This is a genomic window from Rathayibacter sp. VKM Ac-2801 (assembly GCF_009834245.1).
GTDB lineage: Bacteria > Actinomycetota > Actinomycetes > Actinomycetales > Microbacteriaceae > Rathayibacter.
The window spans coordinates 2,917,675-2,930,179 of record NZ_CP047183.1 but is presented as its reverse complement, the minus strand read 5'-3'; the positions used below and the strand labels follow the sequence as shown (position 1 = coordinate 2,930,179).

Below are 12,505 nucleotides of genomic sequence, written 5' to 3'. Positions count from 1 at the left end.
CGCCCGCTCCTCCGCTCGGGGCGGAGACCAGGAGGACCGCCGTGGACCACGACAGCAGCACCCCGCGCGACGAGCGCGACGCTCCCCAGGAGCAGGCCCCTCAGGAGCAGGCGTCGGACGCCTCGCGACAGGAGCAGGCCCCGGGCGCCACTCGCGCGTCCCGCCGGGCACCCGTCGTCCCCGACAACGGATTCTCCCGCGAGTCCTACGCGATCCACGCCACCCGCAGTGAGCTGCCCCTCTTCTCGGACGCGCTGAACGCCGGCCGCGACGACTCCGGCTGGCTGTCGTCGCTCTCGAGCACCCTGGCCGGACCCACCGGGCCCGTCGGCTCCCCCGACTCGGCCGCCGAGGCGGCGCAGGCCGCGCTCGATCGCCGCACCCGTCGCCGGAGCGACGAGTCCGGCTCCTGAGCCGCGGCTCCTGCTAGTCGCGCAGGCGCGTCGCGGCCATCCGGGCGTCGACCAGGCGGCCGCCGCTGAGGCGGGCGAGGATCACGGAGCCGAACGGCAGCGCGCGCACGAGGGGCAGCCCCTCGACCCGCTCCTCGTCCGTGTAGCCGAGGAGGACGTACATCCCGACCACGGCGATCGCCGCGATCGTCGCGACCCGCGCCGGGATCTGGTCCATCGTGCCGCCGCCGCCGTCGATGGGCTCGGCGAGCGTGACGCACAGGAGGAAGATCGACGCGTAGACCGCCAGGTGCACGTGGGAGCGGCTCCAGGGGCGCGCGAGCGCGGCGATCGGCAGGATCCAGAGGGCGTACCAGGGGTGGATGGCGGTCGACGCCGTCACGAACGCGAGCAGCGCACCGGAGAGGCGGGCGAGCGGATCGATGGAGCGCCGCGACAGCATGAGGCGCGCGGCGATCAGGCCGGCGAGCCCGAGCGCGAGGATCTTGACCACGGCGATCGCCGCGGCGGGGTCGTGATCGGTGAACTCGACGGCCCGGGAGACCGAGACCGTGACGAACGACATCGGCGCGTACCAGTGCAGGATCGAGCCGGGCACGACCATCGCCGCCACCCAGCCGACCCCGACGCCCGCGAGCAGCCCGACGGCGACGACGAGTCCGAGCGCTCCGGCGCCGGTCCAGAGCCAGCCGCGGGCGCGCTCGCGCCACGTCGCGTCGTGGCGCAGCCACAGCAGCGCGAGCACGGGGAGCGCGATCACGGCGATCGGCTTGATCGCGATCGCTCCGGCCATCAGCACGACGGCGGCGACGCGCCGGTCCGTCTGGGCGTAGTAGAGCGACGCGAGGATGAGCGCCAGCATCACGGAGTCGTTGTGGCCGGCGACGACGAAGAGCACGAGCGTGAGCGGGTTGGCGACGATGGTCCAGGCGGTGAGCGGGACCGAGAGGCCGCGCAGGCGTGCCAGGCGGAGCGCGTAGACGGCCATGACGGCCACTCCGGCGACCGACACGGCGCGGAGCATCGCGATCGAGAGCTCGGGCGCGCCGTAGCCCGCGAACTGCACGGCGGTGCGCTCGATCAGGAGGTAGAGGGGCCCGTAGGGCGTGGGCGTGTCGGCCCAGAGCGGGTCGACGCCGAGGTCGAACCAGCCGGGGAGCGTCGCGACGCCGTGCGTGTAGGGGTCGATGCCCTGCGTCATCAGGCGCCCCTGCGCCACGTAGGAGAACATGTCGTGGCTGAACAGCGGGACCGTCACCAGGAGCGGAGCGGTCCAGGCGAGGGCCGCCACCACGATGGTGCGGACGGAGCCGGGACCCGCCGCGAGGGCGACCGTGCGCAGGCGGAGCCACGCGATCAGCAGCAGCATCCCGCCGCCGACGACGAGGGCTCCGCTCGACTCGGTGAGCCAACCCGTCGCGCGGATCGAGGCGACGAGGGGCCAGTCGCGGATCGGCGAGTCGGCGGGCAGGTAGCCCACGCCGAGGGAGCCGAGGAGGATCGCGATCGAGCCCAGCAGGCCCGTCGCCAGCGGCGCGGCCTCCATGAAGCGGGGCCGCGGTCGGCGCCGCCGTCCCGTTGCCCGGGCCGTGTCCGGCCGCTCGATCGTCCCCCGTGAAGCCATCGGAGCCACGCTAAAGGATGGGACTCCGAAGTGCATGGACGGGCGGTGAACGGTTGATCAGTCGGCGCTCAGGTTGTACAAGCACCCGGACGAGCACCGCTCAGGGCAGGCGCGGCACCGGGGCCGGCTCCGCGAAGCGCAGCTGGTTGCCGAACGGATCGATCACGTCGAGCGCGAATCCGAACGGCGTGCGGGTGATCCGCGGGTTGAGGTAGGGGTAGGCCTTCGCGTCGAGCTCGGCGTGCAGCTCGCGGACTCCGCGGAGGGCGACGTGCACCGCGGCGCCGGGACTGCCGTCGCGGTGGTGCTCGCTGAGGTGCAGGCGCAGCCCCGAGCGCGACACCTGGAGGTAGAGGGGAGAATCGAGAGCGGCGCGGTGCTCCCAGTCCACCTCGAAGCCGAGGTAGTCGACGTAGAACTCGCCCGCCTTGGCGACCGAGAAGATCCGCAGGATCGGCACGGCCGCCTCCAGCCGCACCGGCTCGAGCCGGGCCGGCTCCTCCGCGCTCGACCGGTCCCGTGCACGCCGTCTCGTCTCCACGCCACGAGGCTAGCCGCCCCGCGGCCCGCCCGGCGCCGGAGGGTCAGTCGACGAGATCGAGAGCGCGCAGCAGCCGCAGGGTCTCGACCCCGGCCGGCGCGCAGCGGCCCTCATCGGACCCGTCGACCCAGTGCAGCGAGTCGATCTCGCCGCTCGGGCGCGCCTCCCGGTCGAGCTCGGCGGCGAAGACGCTCATGTGCACCTCCCGCCCCTCCGGCTCGCCGTGCGCCTGGGTGCGGACGGTGAACAGGGGCTCGAGGCCGAGCGCGACGGCGCCGAGCTCCTCGCGGGCCTCGCGGGCCGCCGCCTCGATCCCGCTCTCGCCCTCGTCGACCTTGCCGCCGGGGAAGTAGAGGACCTCGCGGCCGCGCGCCGTGACCATCAGGACGCGGCGGTCGCGGAGGACGGCGACCGCGGACACGACGATCGGCGGGAGGGTGCTCATCCGCTCATCATGCCCGCCGCGGGCCGACCGGCGCGGCGCCCCCGCGGCTACCATGGGGGCACACCAGAAGGACGCGCGCAGCCGGCGCGCGCCGGGGCCCCGTGCGCCCGAACAGCTGAGGAGCAACCCGTGGCAGAACCCACCACCCTCGACAAAGTCATCACCCTCGCGCAGCACAGGGGATTCGTCTTCCCCTCGGGTGAGATCTACGGGGGCACCCGCTCCGCGTGGGACTACGGGCCGCTCGGCGTGGAGTTCAAGGAGAACATCAAGCGCCAGTGGTGGAAGACCTTCGTGCAGGGCCGGGGCGACGTCGTCGGCCTGGACTCCGCGGTCATCCTGCCCACGGCGATCTGGCACGCCTCGGGACACGTCGGCGTCTTCTCGGACCCGCTGACCGAGTCGCTGATCACCCACAAGCGCTACCGCGCCGACCACCTCTTCGAGAAGTACGAGGAGGTCAACGGCCACCCGCCGGTGAACGGCCTCGCCGACATCCCGGACCCGGAGCACCCCGACAAGGTCGGCCAGTGGACCGAGATCAAGCAGTTCTCGGGCCTGATGAAGACCTACCTCGGCGTCGTCGACGACGAGTCGGGGCTGCACTACCTGCGTCCCGAGACCGCCCAGGGCATCTTCACCAACTTCGCGAACGTGCTGCAGAGCGCCCGCCGCAAGCCGCCCTTCGGCATCGGCCAGATCGGCAAGGCGTTCCGCAACGAGATCACTCCCGGGAACTTCATCTTCCGCACCCGCGAGTTCGAGCAGATGGAGCTCGAGTTCTTCGTCGAGCCCGGCACGGACGAGGAGTGGCAGGAGACCTGGATGCAGCTCGCCTGGGACTGGTTCGTCGGGCTCGGGATGAACCCCGAGAACATCCGCCAGTACGAGCACCCGAAGGACAAGCTCTCCCACTACTCCAAGCGCACCGTCGACATCGAGTACCGCTTCAGCTTCGCCTCGGGCGAGTGGGGCGAGCTGATGGGAGTCGCGAACCGCACCGACTACGACCTCAAGACGCACATCGAGCACTCGGGCAAGGACCTCTCGTTCTTCGACCAGAACAAGAACGAGCGCTACGTGCCCTTCGTGATCGAGCCGTCGTTCGGTCTCACCCGCGCGCTCATGGCGTTCCTCGTCGACGCCTACGAGGAGCAGGAGCTGCCGCCGAACGCCAAGGGCAAGGTCGAGACGCGCACCGTCCTGCACCTCGACCCGCGCCTGGCGCCGGTGAAGGTCGCCGTGCTGCCGCTCTCGCGCAACGAGGCCCTCTCTCCGCTCGCGCGCCGCGTCGCCGACCAGCTGCGCCAGCTCTGGAACGTCGACTTCGACGACTCCGGCGCGATCGGCCGCCGCTACCGCCGCCAGGACGAGATCGGCACCCCGTACTGCGTGACGGTCGACTTCGACTCGCTCGAGGACGACGCCGTGACCGTCCGCGACCGCGACACGATGAAGCAGGAGCGCATCCCGCTCGCGCAGCTCGAGTCGTACCTGTTCACCGGGCTCCGCGGGGCCTGACGCCCTTCGCGGGACGCCGCCGACCGCCTCGGCCGGCGGCGTCCGCCGGCGCGCGCGTGCAGGCCGTCCGGTCAGCGCTCGCGGGCGAGCAGGGCGAAGACGAGGGTCGAGGTCCACTCGCCCTTGCAGAACTCGTCCTCCCGGTGGTGCGCCTCGAGGCGCATCCCGAGGCGCTCGCAGAGGCGGGCGGAGGCGGTGTTCCGGGCGTCGAGCTGCGCGATCACGCGGTGGGCGCCGAGGGTGCCGAACGCGAGGTCGAGCAGTGCTCGGGCGGCCTCGGTCGCGTAGCCGCGCCGCTGAGCCTCCGGGTGCAGCACCCAGCCGATCTCGACCGCCTCCTGCTCGACGGACGATGCGATGAGCGTGAGGTCGCCGATCATCCGACCGGCGAGGGCGCCCTCGCGGGGGACGATCGCCAGCACGGCCACGTCGCCGTCGGCGGCGAGCCGTGTCGAGGGGAGGCGGCGCTGCAGGTGCGCCCGCGACTCCTCGGGGGTGCGCACGGGCCAGCGGAGGAACCGCACGGCGTCGGCGTCGCCCTGATAGCGCGCGTGGTCCTCGGCGTCCTCCGGCCCGAGGGGGCGCAGAAGCAGGCGCTCGGTGAGCAGCGGCGCGGCGCGCAGCGGCTCCGCGTCGAAGGGGAGCCGGAGGCTCACGCGGTGGCGGCGTCCGCGTCGGGACGCGCGGCGGCGGCGGGCTCGGCCGGGACCTCGATGCCGAAGAGCGCCTCGAGTCCCGTGAGGTACGCCTCCTGGGCTCCGGCGCGCGCGTAGTCGCGGGCGCGGACGCTCGGGGTGTGCAGCAGGACGCCCGCGAGGTGGCGGAGCGCCTGCTCGGTGCGGCCGTCCTCGTCGCCGCGCGAGCGGGCCCGCTCGATCTCGGCGTCCAGCGCGTCGAACACATGGGCGCGGAGGGCGACGACGGCCGGGGTGAGACTCTTCTCGTCGGCGACGTCGGAGAACTTCCGGGCCGCCTTGTCGACGAGCGCGCGCGCCTGCTGCGACGCGTCGAGCACGTCGAGCGGAGCGTGCAGGCTGATCGTCTCGAGGTCGAGGAGCTCGACGCCGGCGACCGAGGTGACGTCGGAGGCGACGTTGCGCGGCAGGCCCAGGTCGATCACGAGCTGGCGCTCGCGGGAGAAGCCCCGGAGGCGCCCGGCGGCGAGCAGGGCGGCGTCGAGCACCGGCTCCTGGGTCGTGGTGCAGGTGATGACGATGTCGGCCGAGACCGCCTCGAGCGCGAGATCGGCTGCGGCGATGGCCCGGAGCGAGCGGCGGGCGGCGAAGCCCTCGGCGCGGCCGGAGGGGGAGTGCACGGCGATGTCGACCACTCCGCGGTCGCGCAGGGCGGCGACGGTCGCCCGCGCGTAGCTGCCGGTGCCGACGAGGAGGACGCGGGCGGCGCGCCAGTCGGTGACCCGGCTCGCGGCCAGGTCGAGTGCGAGGCGCACGATCGAGCGGCCGGCGCTGCCGAGGCCGGTGCGGTTCTTGATGCCGCGCGAGGTCTGCGAGGCGCGCTGGAACAGGCGCTCGAGCTCGGAGGAGGTGGTGCCGAGGCGGCGCGCCTCCTCGAGGGAGCGGCGCACCTGGCCCGCGATCTCGCCCTCGCCGACCACGACGGACTCGAGCCCGCTGGAGACGGCGAAGAGGTGCTCGGCCACCCGGTCGCCCGAGACGACGTCGACGCTCCCGCGCAGCTCGTCCTGCTCGACGCCGGTCGCGGCGCTGACGGCGGCGGTGGCGGCCTCGACGGCGACGGCCTGCGCGGCGGTCAGCGGCTCCTCGATGTCGAGGTAGGCCTCGAAGCGGTTGCAGGTCGCGACGACGACGGCTCCGGAGACGAAGTCGATCCCCTCGGAGAGGGCCGCGGTCACGGCGGAGGAGTCGACGGAGAGCTTCTCGAGGAGATCGAAGCTGGCGTTCTTGTGCGACGCCGTCAGACACAGAAGCACCACGTCAGTCTACGCGCGCTCCGCGGGGCGGGGTCCCCGGACTGGGGAGGAATGCACGGATGCGCCTGGAATAATGCCGCGGTGACCTCCCCCACCGACGGCCTGCTCGATCCGCTGCACCCCCTCTCCGCCGGCCGCACGGCCGACTCGCTGCTCCTGCGCGCCTACCGCTCCGAGCGGGGCGAGAGGACGCCCGTCTGGTTCATGCGCCAGGCCGGCCGCAGCCTCCCGGAGTACCGGGCCCTGCGCACCGACACGAAGATGCTCGACGCCTGCCTCGACCCGGCGCTGGCGAGCGAGATCACCCTGCAGCCGGTGCGGCGCCACGGAGTGGACGCGGCCATCTTCTTCAGCGACATCGTGATCCCGCTGCGGCTCGCGGGCGTCGGCGTGGACATCGTGCCGGGGCGCGGTCCGGTGCTCGAGAAGCCGGTGCGCACGGCCGCCGACGTCGCCGAGCTCGCCTCGATCGACCCGTCCGTGCTCGACGAGACGCTCGAGCCCATCCGCGAGGGCGTGCGCCGCACCGTCGCAGGTCTGGGCGACACCCCGCTCATCGGCTTCGCCGGCGCTCCCTTCACCCTGGCCGCCTACCTGGTCGAGGGCGGCCCGTCCAAGGACCACCTGCGCGCGCGGACGATGATGCACGCCGACCCCGCCGCCTGGGCCCAGCTGATGGAGTGGACCGCCGAGGTCACCGGCCGCTTCCTCCGCGCGCAGGTGCTCGCCGGGGCCAGCGCCGCGCAGCTCTTCGACTCCTGGGCCGGTGCGCTCTCGCTCTCGGACTACACGACGCACGTCGCTCCCGCCTCCGCCCGCGCCCTCGTCCACGTGCGCGACCTCGCCTTCGACCACGGCGAGACGCGCCGCAACGTCCCGATCGTGCACTTCGGCGTCGGCACCGGCGAGCTGCTCGGAGCGATGCACGGCATCGGCGCCGACGTGGTGGGCGTCGACTACCGGATCCCGCTCGACGAGGCCAACCACCGCCTCGGCGGCTTCGTGCCGGTGCAGGGCAACGTCGATCCGGCGCTGCTGACCGCGCCGTGGGAGGTCCTCGAGGCCCACGTCGACGACGTGCTCCGCCGCGGCCTCAGCGCCCCCGCGCACGTGCTCAACCTCGGCCACGGCGTGCCGCCCGAGACCGATCCCGACGTGCTCACGCGCCTCGTCGCGTTCGTGCACGCCTGGCGGCCGTGAGCGAGGAGCGCCGCCGCGCCGCCGCGCCGTACGACGTCGCGGTCGTCGGCGGCGGAGTGGCGGGGCTCGCCGCCGCCGCGGAGTGCCTGCGGATCGGCCTGCGCGTGGTGGTGCTCGAGGCGGGGGAGCGGGTCGGCGGCTCCGTCTCTCCGCTCGCGCTGGCCGGAGCCGCGCTCGACGCGGGCGCCGAGAGCTTCGCCACCCGCGGCGGCCACGTCGAGCGGGCGCTCGCCGCGCTGACCCTCGACGGCGTGCCGCTCGCCGAGTCGATCGTCGAGCCGCGGACGCACGGCTCGTGGCTGCACCTCTCGGGCGGCCGCTCCGTGCCGTCGCCCCGGGCGGGCATCCTCGGCATCCCCGGCACGCCGCTCGCCCCCGACGTGGTGCGGGCGATCGGCCGCCGCGGCGCCTGGCGCGCCTGGCTCGACACCCTGATGCCGGTGCTGCGCATCGGCCGCGCCCACTCCCTCGCCGAGCTCGTGCGCACCCGGATGGGCGAGCGCGTGCTCGAGGACCTGGTCGCGCCGGTCGTGTCGGGCGTCTACTCGAGTCGGCCGGACGACATCGACGTCGACCTCGCCGCCCCCGGACTGAACGGCGCGCTCACCCGCGCGGGCTCCCTCGCCCGGGCCGTGGCGGCCCTCCGCGCGAACCTCCCGGCAGGAGTCGCGGTCCGCGGGCTCGAGGGCGGGATGCACCGCCTGGTCGCCGCGCTGATCCAGCGGATCGACTACCTCTCCGGGGAGATCCGCACCGGCGCCTCCGTGCAGCGGCTCGAGGGCTCCGACGGGGACTTCGTCCTGACCCTCGCCGACGGCACGCTGAGCGCCCGAGCGGTGATCGTCTCGACGCCGGAGCGCGACGCGCGGGCGCTGCTCGCAGGCCTCGCGCCCGCCGTCGCGGAGCGCGCCGACGAGGCCCTCCACGACTCCGTCGAGCTGGTGACCCTCGTCCTCGACGACGCCCGCCTGGACGCCGCCCCCCGCGGCTCCGGCGTGCTGGTGGCGCCCACCGCGACCGACGTCACGGCCAAGGCGATCACGCACGCGACCGCGAAGTGGGACTGGCTGGCCGCCTCCCTCCCGCCCGGGCGCCACGTGCTGCGCCTCTCCTACGGGCGGCCGGGCGAGCGCCCGCCGCTCGAGGGGCGCACCGATGCCGAGGCGGCCGCGATCGCCCTGCTCGACGCCTCGACGCTGCTGGGCCTGGACCTCGATCCTGCGTCGCTCGTCGACTCCGCCCGGGTGCGCTGGGCCAACGTCCGACCCGCCGCGGCGCTCGGCCGCCGCGCGCACCTGGAGGCGTTCCGCGAGGCGCTCGCCCCGATCGAGGGAGTCGCCGTGACCGGCACCTGGATCGCGGGCACGGGCCTCGCCTCGGTGCTTCCGCACGCCGCCGAGACGGCCGCCCTTATCCGGCGCCGACTGGTGCGTCAAGGAGTCGGGCTGCCGAGCGACGCCCGCGACGCCGACGGCTACTCTTAGGCCCAGGCATCCGCGCGAGCGCGCGGCGTGCCCCGGCACGAGTGGTCACCGACCGCGTGGACGATCGCGAGAGCGACCCAGGACGAGGAGTAGGCGTGAAGGGCAAGATTCTTTTCGTGGCAGGAGCCGCAGCCGGGTACGTGCTGGGAGCACGCGCCGGCCGCAAGCGGTACGAGCAGATCGCCTCGGCGGCAGGCCGCTTCTGGCGGACCCAGCCGGTGCAGGACGTCGCGGGCGCCGTCGGCGGCGCCGCGAAGACCCAGCTGAGCAGCGTCTCGGACAAGGCGTACGAGGTCGTGCGCTCGGTGGTCGTCAAGGCGGTCTCCGGGGGGAAGAAGGCCCAGGGCGCCAGCGGCGCGGAGGCGTCGGCCGCCGCCCGCAAGGCCGCGGCCAAGGTCGACGAGGCCGCGGCATCGGCCGGCTCCGGCGGGTCGACGACGTCCACCTCCACCAGCAGGGCCTAGTGCTCATCCCTCCGGCCGTGCAGGACACGCGCCGGCCGGCACGTCCCACCCTCGAGGAGCTCCCGTGGTGAACGAACGCAATCCCAAGAACGCACGATCACTGGGGGAGCTGGTCAGCGACCTGCCCGGCCTCGTGATCGAGCTCGTCAAGGCCGAGGTCGCCTCGCTGAAGAACGAGCTGGCGGGCAAGGCGAAGAGCGCGGGTCTGGCCGTCGGCCTGTTCGCGGTCGCGGCCTTCCTCCTCCTGACCGCCTGGGCGACGCTGGTCGCCTTCGCGATCATCGGCATCGCCTCCTGGCTGCCGGCCTGGCTGTCGGCGCTGATCGTGACCGTCTTCTTCCTCCTGGTGGCCGTGATCCTCGCCCTCATCGGCGTGCGCACCATCAAGAAGGCCGTGCCGCCGGTGCCGCAGGACTCGATCGACAGCATCAAGAAGGACGTCCAGGCGTTCAAGGGAGTGGGCAGCTATGACAACTGAGCGATCCGTCAGCAGCACCACGCCCCGCTTCGTCGACCCGGCGGAGCTGAAGCCCGGCCAGCTGAAGGCCGACATCGAGCGCGCCCGCTCCGAGCTCGCCGCGACCCTCGACGCCATCGAGTACAAGGTCAACGTGCCGCGTAAGGTGCGCACGGCCCAGCGGACGATCGAGCGCAAGCTCCAGGTCGTGCGCCGTCAGAACCCCTCCGCGCTGATCGCCGGAGCGGTCGGGGCCGCCGCCGCCGTGGGCCTCGTCGTCTGGGGCGTCGCCAGGCAGATCATCGAGGACTGAGCGCCGGAGGGCTCGGGGCGCTAGCGTCCCGGGCCCTCCGGCGCCAGAGCCCCCGCCGCTTTTGTGCATCGGCACGAGCGGAGGGATGATGGATCAATGACCGATCAGACCGCCGGCACGGCGGGTCCCGTTCAGTCCGCCCCCGACACGAGCGCCGCCGCTCCGGCGCCGCAGCCCCCCGCCGATCAGGATCACTCCGATCAGGCCCTGGGATACACGCTCTGGGCGGTTCTCCGCAGGGATCCCGCACGTCCGTTCAGCCTCTCCAGCGATGCCGTGGACCCCGCGGTGGAGCAGTACGAGCACCTCGTCGCCCAGCTCGAGGGCGAGGGCGTCACCGTCCGCGGCACCTACGACGTCTCGGCCCTGCGCGCCGACGCCGACATCATGCTGTGGCTGACGGGTCCGGCGCCCGAGGAGCTGCAGCGGGCCTACCGCGAGCTGCGCCGCACGGAGCTGCTGGTCGGCCTCCTGCCGACGTGGAACGCGATGGGCGTGCATCGCGACGCCGAGTTCAGCTCGAACCACCTCCCCGCCTACATGCGCGGGAAGGCGCCGGCCCGCTGGCTCACGGTCTACCCCTTCGTCCGCTCCTACGAGTGGTACATCCTCCCCGAGGAGGAGCGCCGCGCGATGCTCGCCCAGCACGGGCGCCAGGGCTCGCGGTTCCGTTCCGTCCTGACCAACACGGTCGCCTCGTTCTCGCTCGGCGACTACGAGTGGATCCTCGCCCTCGAGGACGAGGAGCTCGTCAACCTCGTCGACCTCATGCGCGACCTGCGCGCCACCGAGGCCCGCCGCCACGTGCGCGAGGAAGTCCCCTTCTACACAGGACGGCGCATCGACGCCGACCAGATCGCCGAGGTGCTCCGATGAGCGACACGACCAGCGACCCGATCCTCGTCCGCGGGGCCACCCCCGCGGCGGCGTCCGGTCCCGAGCACGTCGAGGTCCCCGTGGCCTACGACGCGATCCTCCTCGCCGGCTTCGGCGGGCCCGAGGGCCAGGACGACGTCATCCCGTTCCTCCGCAACGTCACGCGCGGCCGCGGCATCCCGGAGGAGCGCCTCGAGGAGGTCGCCCACCACTACCGCCACTTCGGCGGCGTCAGCCCGATCAACGCGCAGAACCGCGCGCTGAAGACGGCGCTCGAGGCCGAGCTCGCGAACCGCGGCATCGACCTCCCCGTGCTCTGGGGCAACCGCAACTGGGCTCCCTACATGAAGGACGCCGTCTCGGAGGCGAAGGCGCGCGGCTTCTCGAACCTGATCGCCATCGCGACCAGCGCCTACTCCTCCTTCTCGTCCTGCAGGCAGTACCGCGAGGACTACGCCGCGGCGCTCGACGCGACCGGCCTCGAGGGCGAGCTGCGGATCGACAAGGTGCGCCAGTTCTTCGACCACCCCGGCTTCGTCATGCCCTTCGTCAAGGCCGTCCACGACGGTCTCGATCAGTTGCGCGAGCGGATGCCCGACCTCGACGTCACGACCGAGGTGGAGGTGCTGTTCTCGACGCACTCGATCCCCATGGCCGACGCCGAGCGCAGCGGACCCCACGAGCGCCACGACGACGGCACCGTCGTCGACGTGCACGAGTTCGGACCGGGCGGCGCCTACGAGGCCCAGCACCTCGCCGTCGCCGAGGTCGTCATGGCCGCGGCCACGGACGAGGACGTGCCGTGGCAGCTCGTCTACCAGTCGCGCTCCGGCCCGCCCACCCAGCCCTGGCTCGAGCCGGACATCAACGACGCCATCGCGGAGCTGCCGGCCCGCGGCCGCCGTGCGCTCCTGATCGTCCCCCTCGGCTTCGTGTCCGACCACATGGAGGTCATGTGGGACCTCGACAACGAGGCCCTCGAGACTTCGGAGGAGCACGGACTCGTCGCGCTCCGCGTCGCGACCCCCGGCACCGACCCGGTCTACGTCTCCGGCCTGGTCGACCTCGTCCTCGAGCGCGTCAACGGCGTGCCGACCGAGGACCGGCCCTCGATGACGGCGCTCGGCCCCTGGTACGACGTCTGCCGCCCCGGCTGCTGCGAGAACGTGCGAGCGGGGTTCAAGCCCGCCCTGGCGGGAGTCGCGCCGTGATGAGG

At 73.3% G+C, this 12,505-nt stretch carries 14 protein-coding genes; 9 read left to right on the top strand and 5 right to left on the bottom strand.

The annotated features are described in order from the left end of the window. Positions 1–41 precede the first annotated feature (41 nt). Positions 42–413, top strand: coding sequence for a hypothetical protein (locus GSU45_RS13670; protein WP_159915675.1), 372 nt, complete (start codon positions 42–44; stop codon positions 411–413). Positions 414–426: 13 nt separating this feature from the next. Here GSU45_RS13670 and mptB read toward each other — a convergent pair whose 3' ends face one another. From mptB to GSU45_RS13655, 3 genes are all read right to left on the bottom strand, one after another. Further along, complete coding sequence (gene mptB, locus GSU45_RS13665; RefSeq protein ID WP_159915673.1) at positions 427–2,037, bottom strand: polyprenol phosphomannose-dependent alpha 1,6 mannosyltransferase MptB; 1,611 nt, start codon at positions 2,035–2,037, stop codon at positions 427–429. A gap of 100 nt (positions 2,038–2,137) precedes the next feature. Further along, entirely contained in the window at positions 2,138–2,578 is a 441-nt protein-coding gene (locus GSU45_RS13660; RefSeq protein WP_208543436.1) for a glyoxalase superfamily protein, read from the bottom strand. 43 nt (positions 2,579–2,621) lie between these two features. Continuing rightward, entirely contained in the window at positions 2,622–3,023 is a 402-nt protein-coding gene (locus GSU45_RS13655; protein ID WP_159915671.1) for an NUDIX domain-containing protein, read from the bottom strand. Positions 3,024–3,152: 129 nt separating this feature from the next. Here GSU45_RS13655 and GSU45_RS13650 point away from each other — a divergent pair, with 129 nt between their 5' ends. After that, positions 3,153–4,544, top strand: coding sequence for a glycine--tRNA ligase (locus GSU45_RS13650; protein WP_159915669.1), 1,392 nt, complete (start codon positions 3,153–3,155; stop codon positions 4,542–4,544). Positions 4,545–4,615: 71 nt separating this feature from the next. Here the strand turns inward: GSU45_RS13650 and GSU45_RS13645 are convergent, their stop codons facing one another. Together GSU45_RS13645 and GSU45_RS13640 are read right to left on the bottom strand one after the other, a co-directional pair. After that, positions 4,616–5,200 carry a GNAT family protein gene (locus GSU45_RS13645; RefSeq protein ID WP_244248125.1) on the bottom strand — a complete coding sequence of 195 codons (585 nt, stop codon included), beginning with the start codon at positions 5,198–5,200 and terminating at the stop codon, positions 4,616–4,618. Beyond that, the gene (locus GSU45_RS13640) at positions 5,197–6,495 is read right to left on the bottom strand and encodes a glutamyl-tRNA reductase (RefSeq protein WP_159915667.1); all 1,299 of its coding nucleotides are present in this window, start codon (positions 6,493–6,495) and stop codon (positions 5,197–5,199) included. The genes GSU45_RS13645 and GSU45_RS13640 overlap by 4 nt, the downstream gene beginning before the upstream one ends. A gap of 51 nt (positions 6,496–6,546) precedes the next feature. Here GSU45_RS13640 and hemE point away from each other — a divergent pair, with 51 nt between their 5' ends. From hemE to GSU45_RS13605, 7 genes are all read left to right on the top strand, one after another. Next, the gene (gene hemE, locus GSU45_RS13635; RefSeq protein WP_104255341.1) at positions 6,547–7,695 is read left to right on the top strand and encodes a uroporphyrinogen decarboxylase; all 1,149 of its coding nucleotides are present in this window, start codon (positions 6,547–6,549) and stop codon (positions 7,693–7,695) included. Continuing rightward, positions 7,692–9,179 carry an FAD-dependent oxidoreductase gene (locus GSU45_RS13630; RefSeq protein ID WP_244248124.1) on the top strand — a complete coding sequence of 496 codons (1,488 nt, stop codon included), beginning with the start codon at positions 7,692–7,694 and terminating at the stop codon, positions 9,177–9,179. Before hemE ends, GSU45_RS13630 begins: the two co-directional genes overlap by 4 nt. A gap of 95 nt (positions 9,180–9,274) precedes the next feature. Continuing rightward, complete coding sequence (locus GSU45_RS13625) at positions 9,275–9,643, top strand: hypothetical protein (RefSeq protein WP_159915665.1); 369 nt, start codon at positions 9,275–9,277, stop codon at positions 9,641–9,643. Between the two features lie 67 nt (positions 9,644–9,710). Further along, the gene (locus GSU45_RS13620; protein WP_244248123.1) at positions 9,711–10,121 is read left to right on the top strand and encodes a phage holin family protein; all 411 of its coding nucleotides are present in this window, start codon (positions 9,711–9,713) and stop codon (positions 10,119–10,121) included. Next, positions 10,111–10,413, top strand: coding sequence for a DUF3618 domain-containing protein (locus GSU45_RS13615; RefSeq protein WP_159915661.1), 303 nt, complete (start codon positions 10,111–10,113; stop codon positions 10,411–10,413). Before GSU45_RS13620 ends, GSU45_RS13615 begins: the two co-directional genes overlap by 11 nt. A gap of 96 nt (positions 10,414–10,509) precedes the next feature. Further along, the gene (gene hemQ, locus GSU45_RS13610) at positions 10,510–11,289 is read left to right on the top strand and encodes a hydrogen peroxide-dependent heme synthase (RefSeq protein WP_159915659.1); all 780 of its coding nucleotides are present in this window, start codon (positions 10,510–10,512) and stop codon (positions 11,287–11,289) included. Next, complete coding sequence (locus tag GSU45_RS13605; RefSeq protein WP_159915657.1) at positions 11,286–12,500, top strand: ferrochelatase; 1,215 nt, start codon at positions 11,286–11,288, stop codon at positions 12,498–12,500. The genes hemQ and GSU45_RS13605 overlap by 4 nt, the downstream gene beginning before the upstream one ends. Positions 12,501–12,505 lie beyond the last annotated feature (5 nt).

Coding starts and splice junctions, on each gene's coding strand:
- mptB (WP_159915673.1), bottom strand. CDS start 2,037: ATGGCTTCACGGGGGACGATCGAGCGGCCGGACACGGCCCGGGCAACG.
- GSU45_RS13655 (WP_159915671.1), bottom strand. CDS start 3,023: ATGAGCACCCTCCCGCCGATCGTCGTGTCCGCGGTCGCCGTCCTCCGC.
- hemE (WP_104255341.1), top strand. CDS start 6,547: ATGCACGGATGCGCCTGGAATAATGCCGCGGTGACCTCCCCCACCGAC.
- GSU45_RS13615 (WP_159915661.1), top strand. CDS start 10,111: ATGACAACTGAGCGATCCGTCAGCAGCACCACGCCCCGCTTCGTCGAC.
- hemQ (WP_159915659.1), top strand. CDS start 10,510: ATGACCGATCAGACCGCCGGCACGGCGGGTCCCGTTCAGTCCGCCCCC.
- GSU45_RS13605 (WP_159915657.1), top strand. CDS start 11,286: ATGAGCGACACGACCAGCGACCCGATCCTCGTCCGCGGGGCCACCCCC.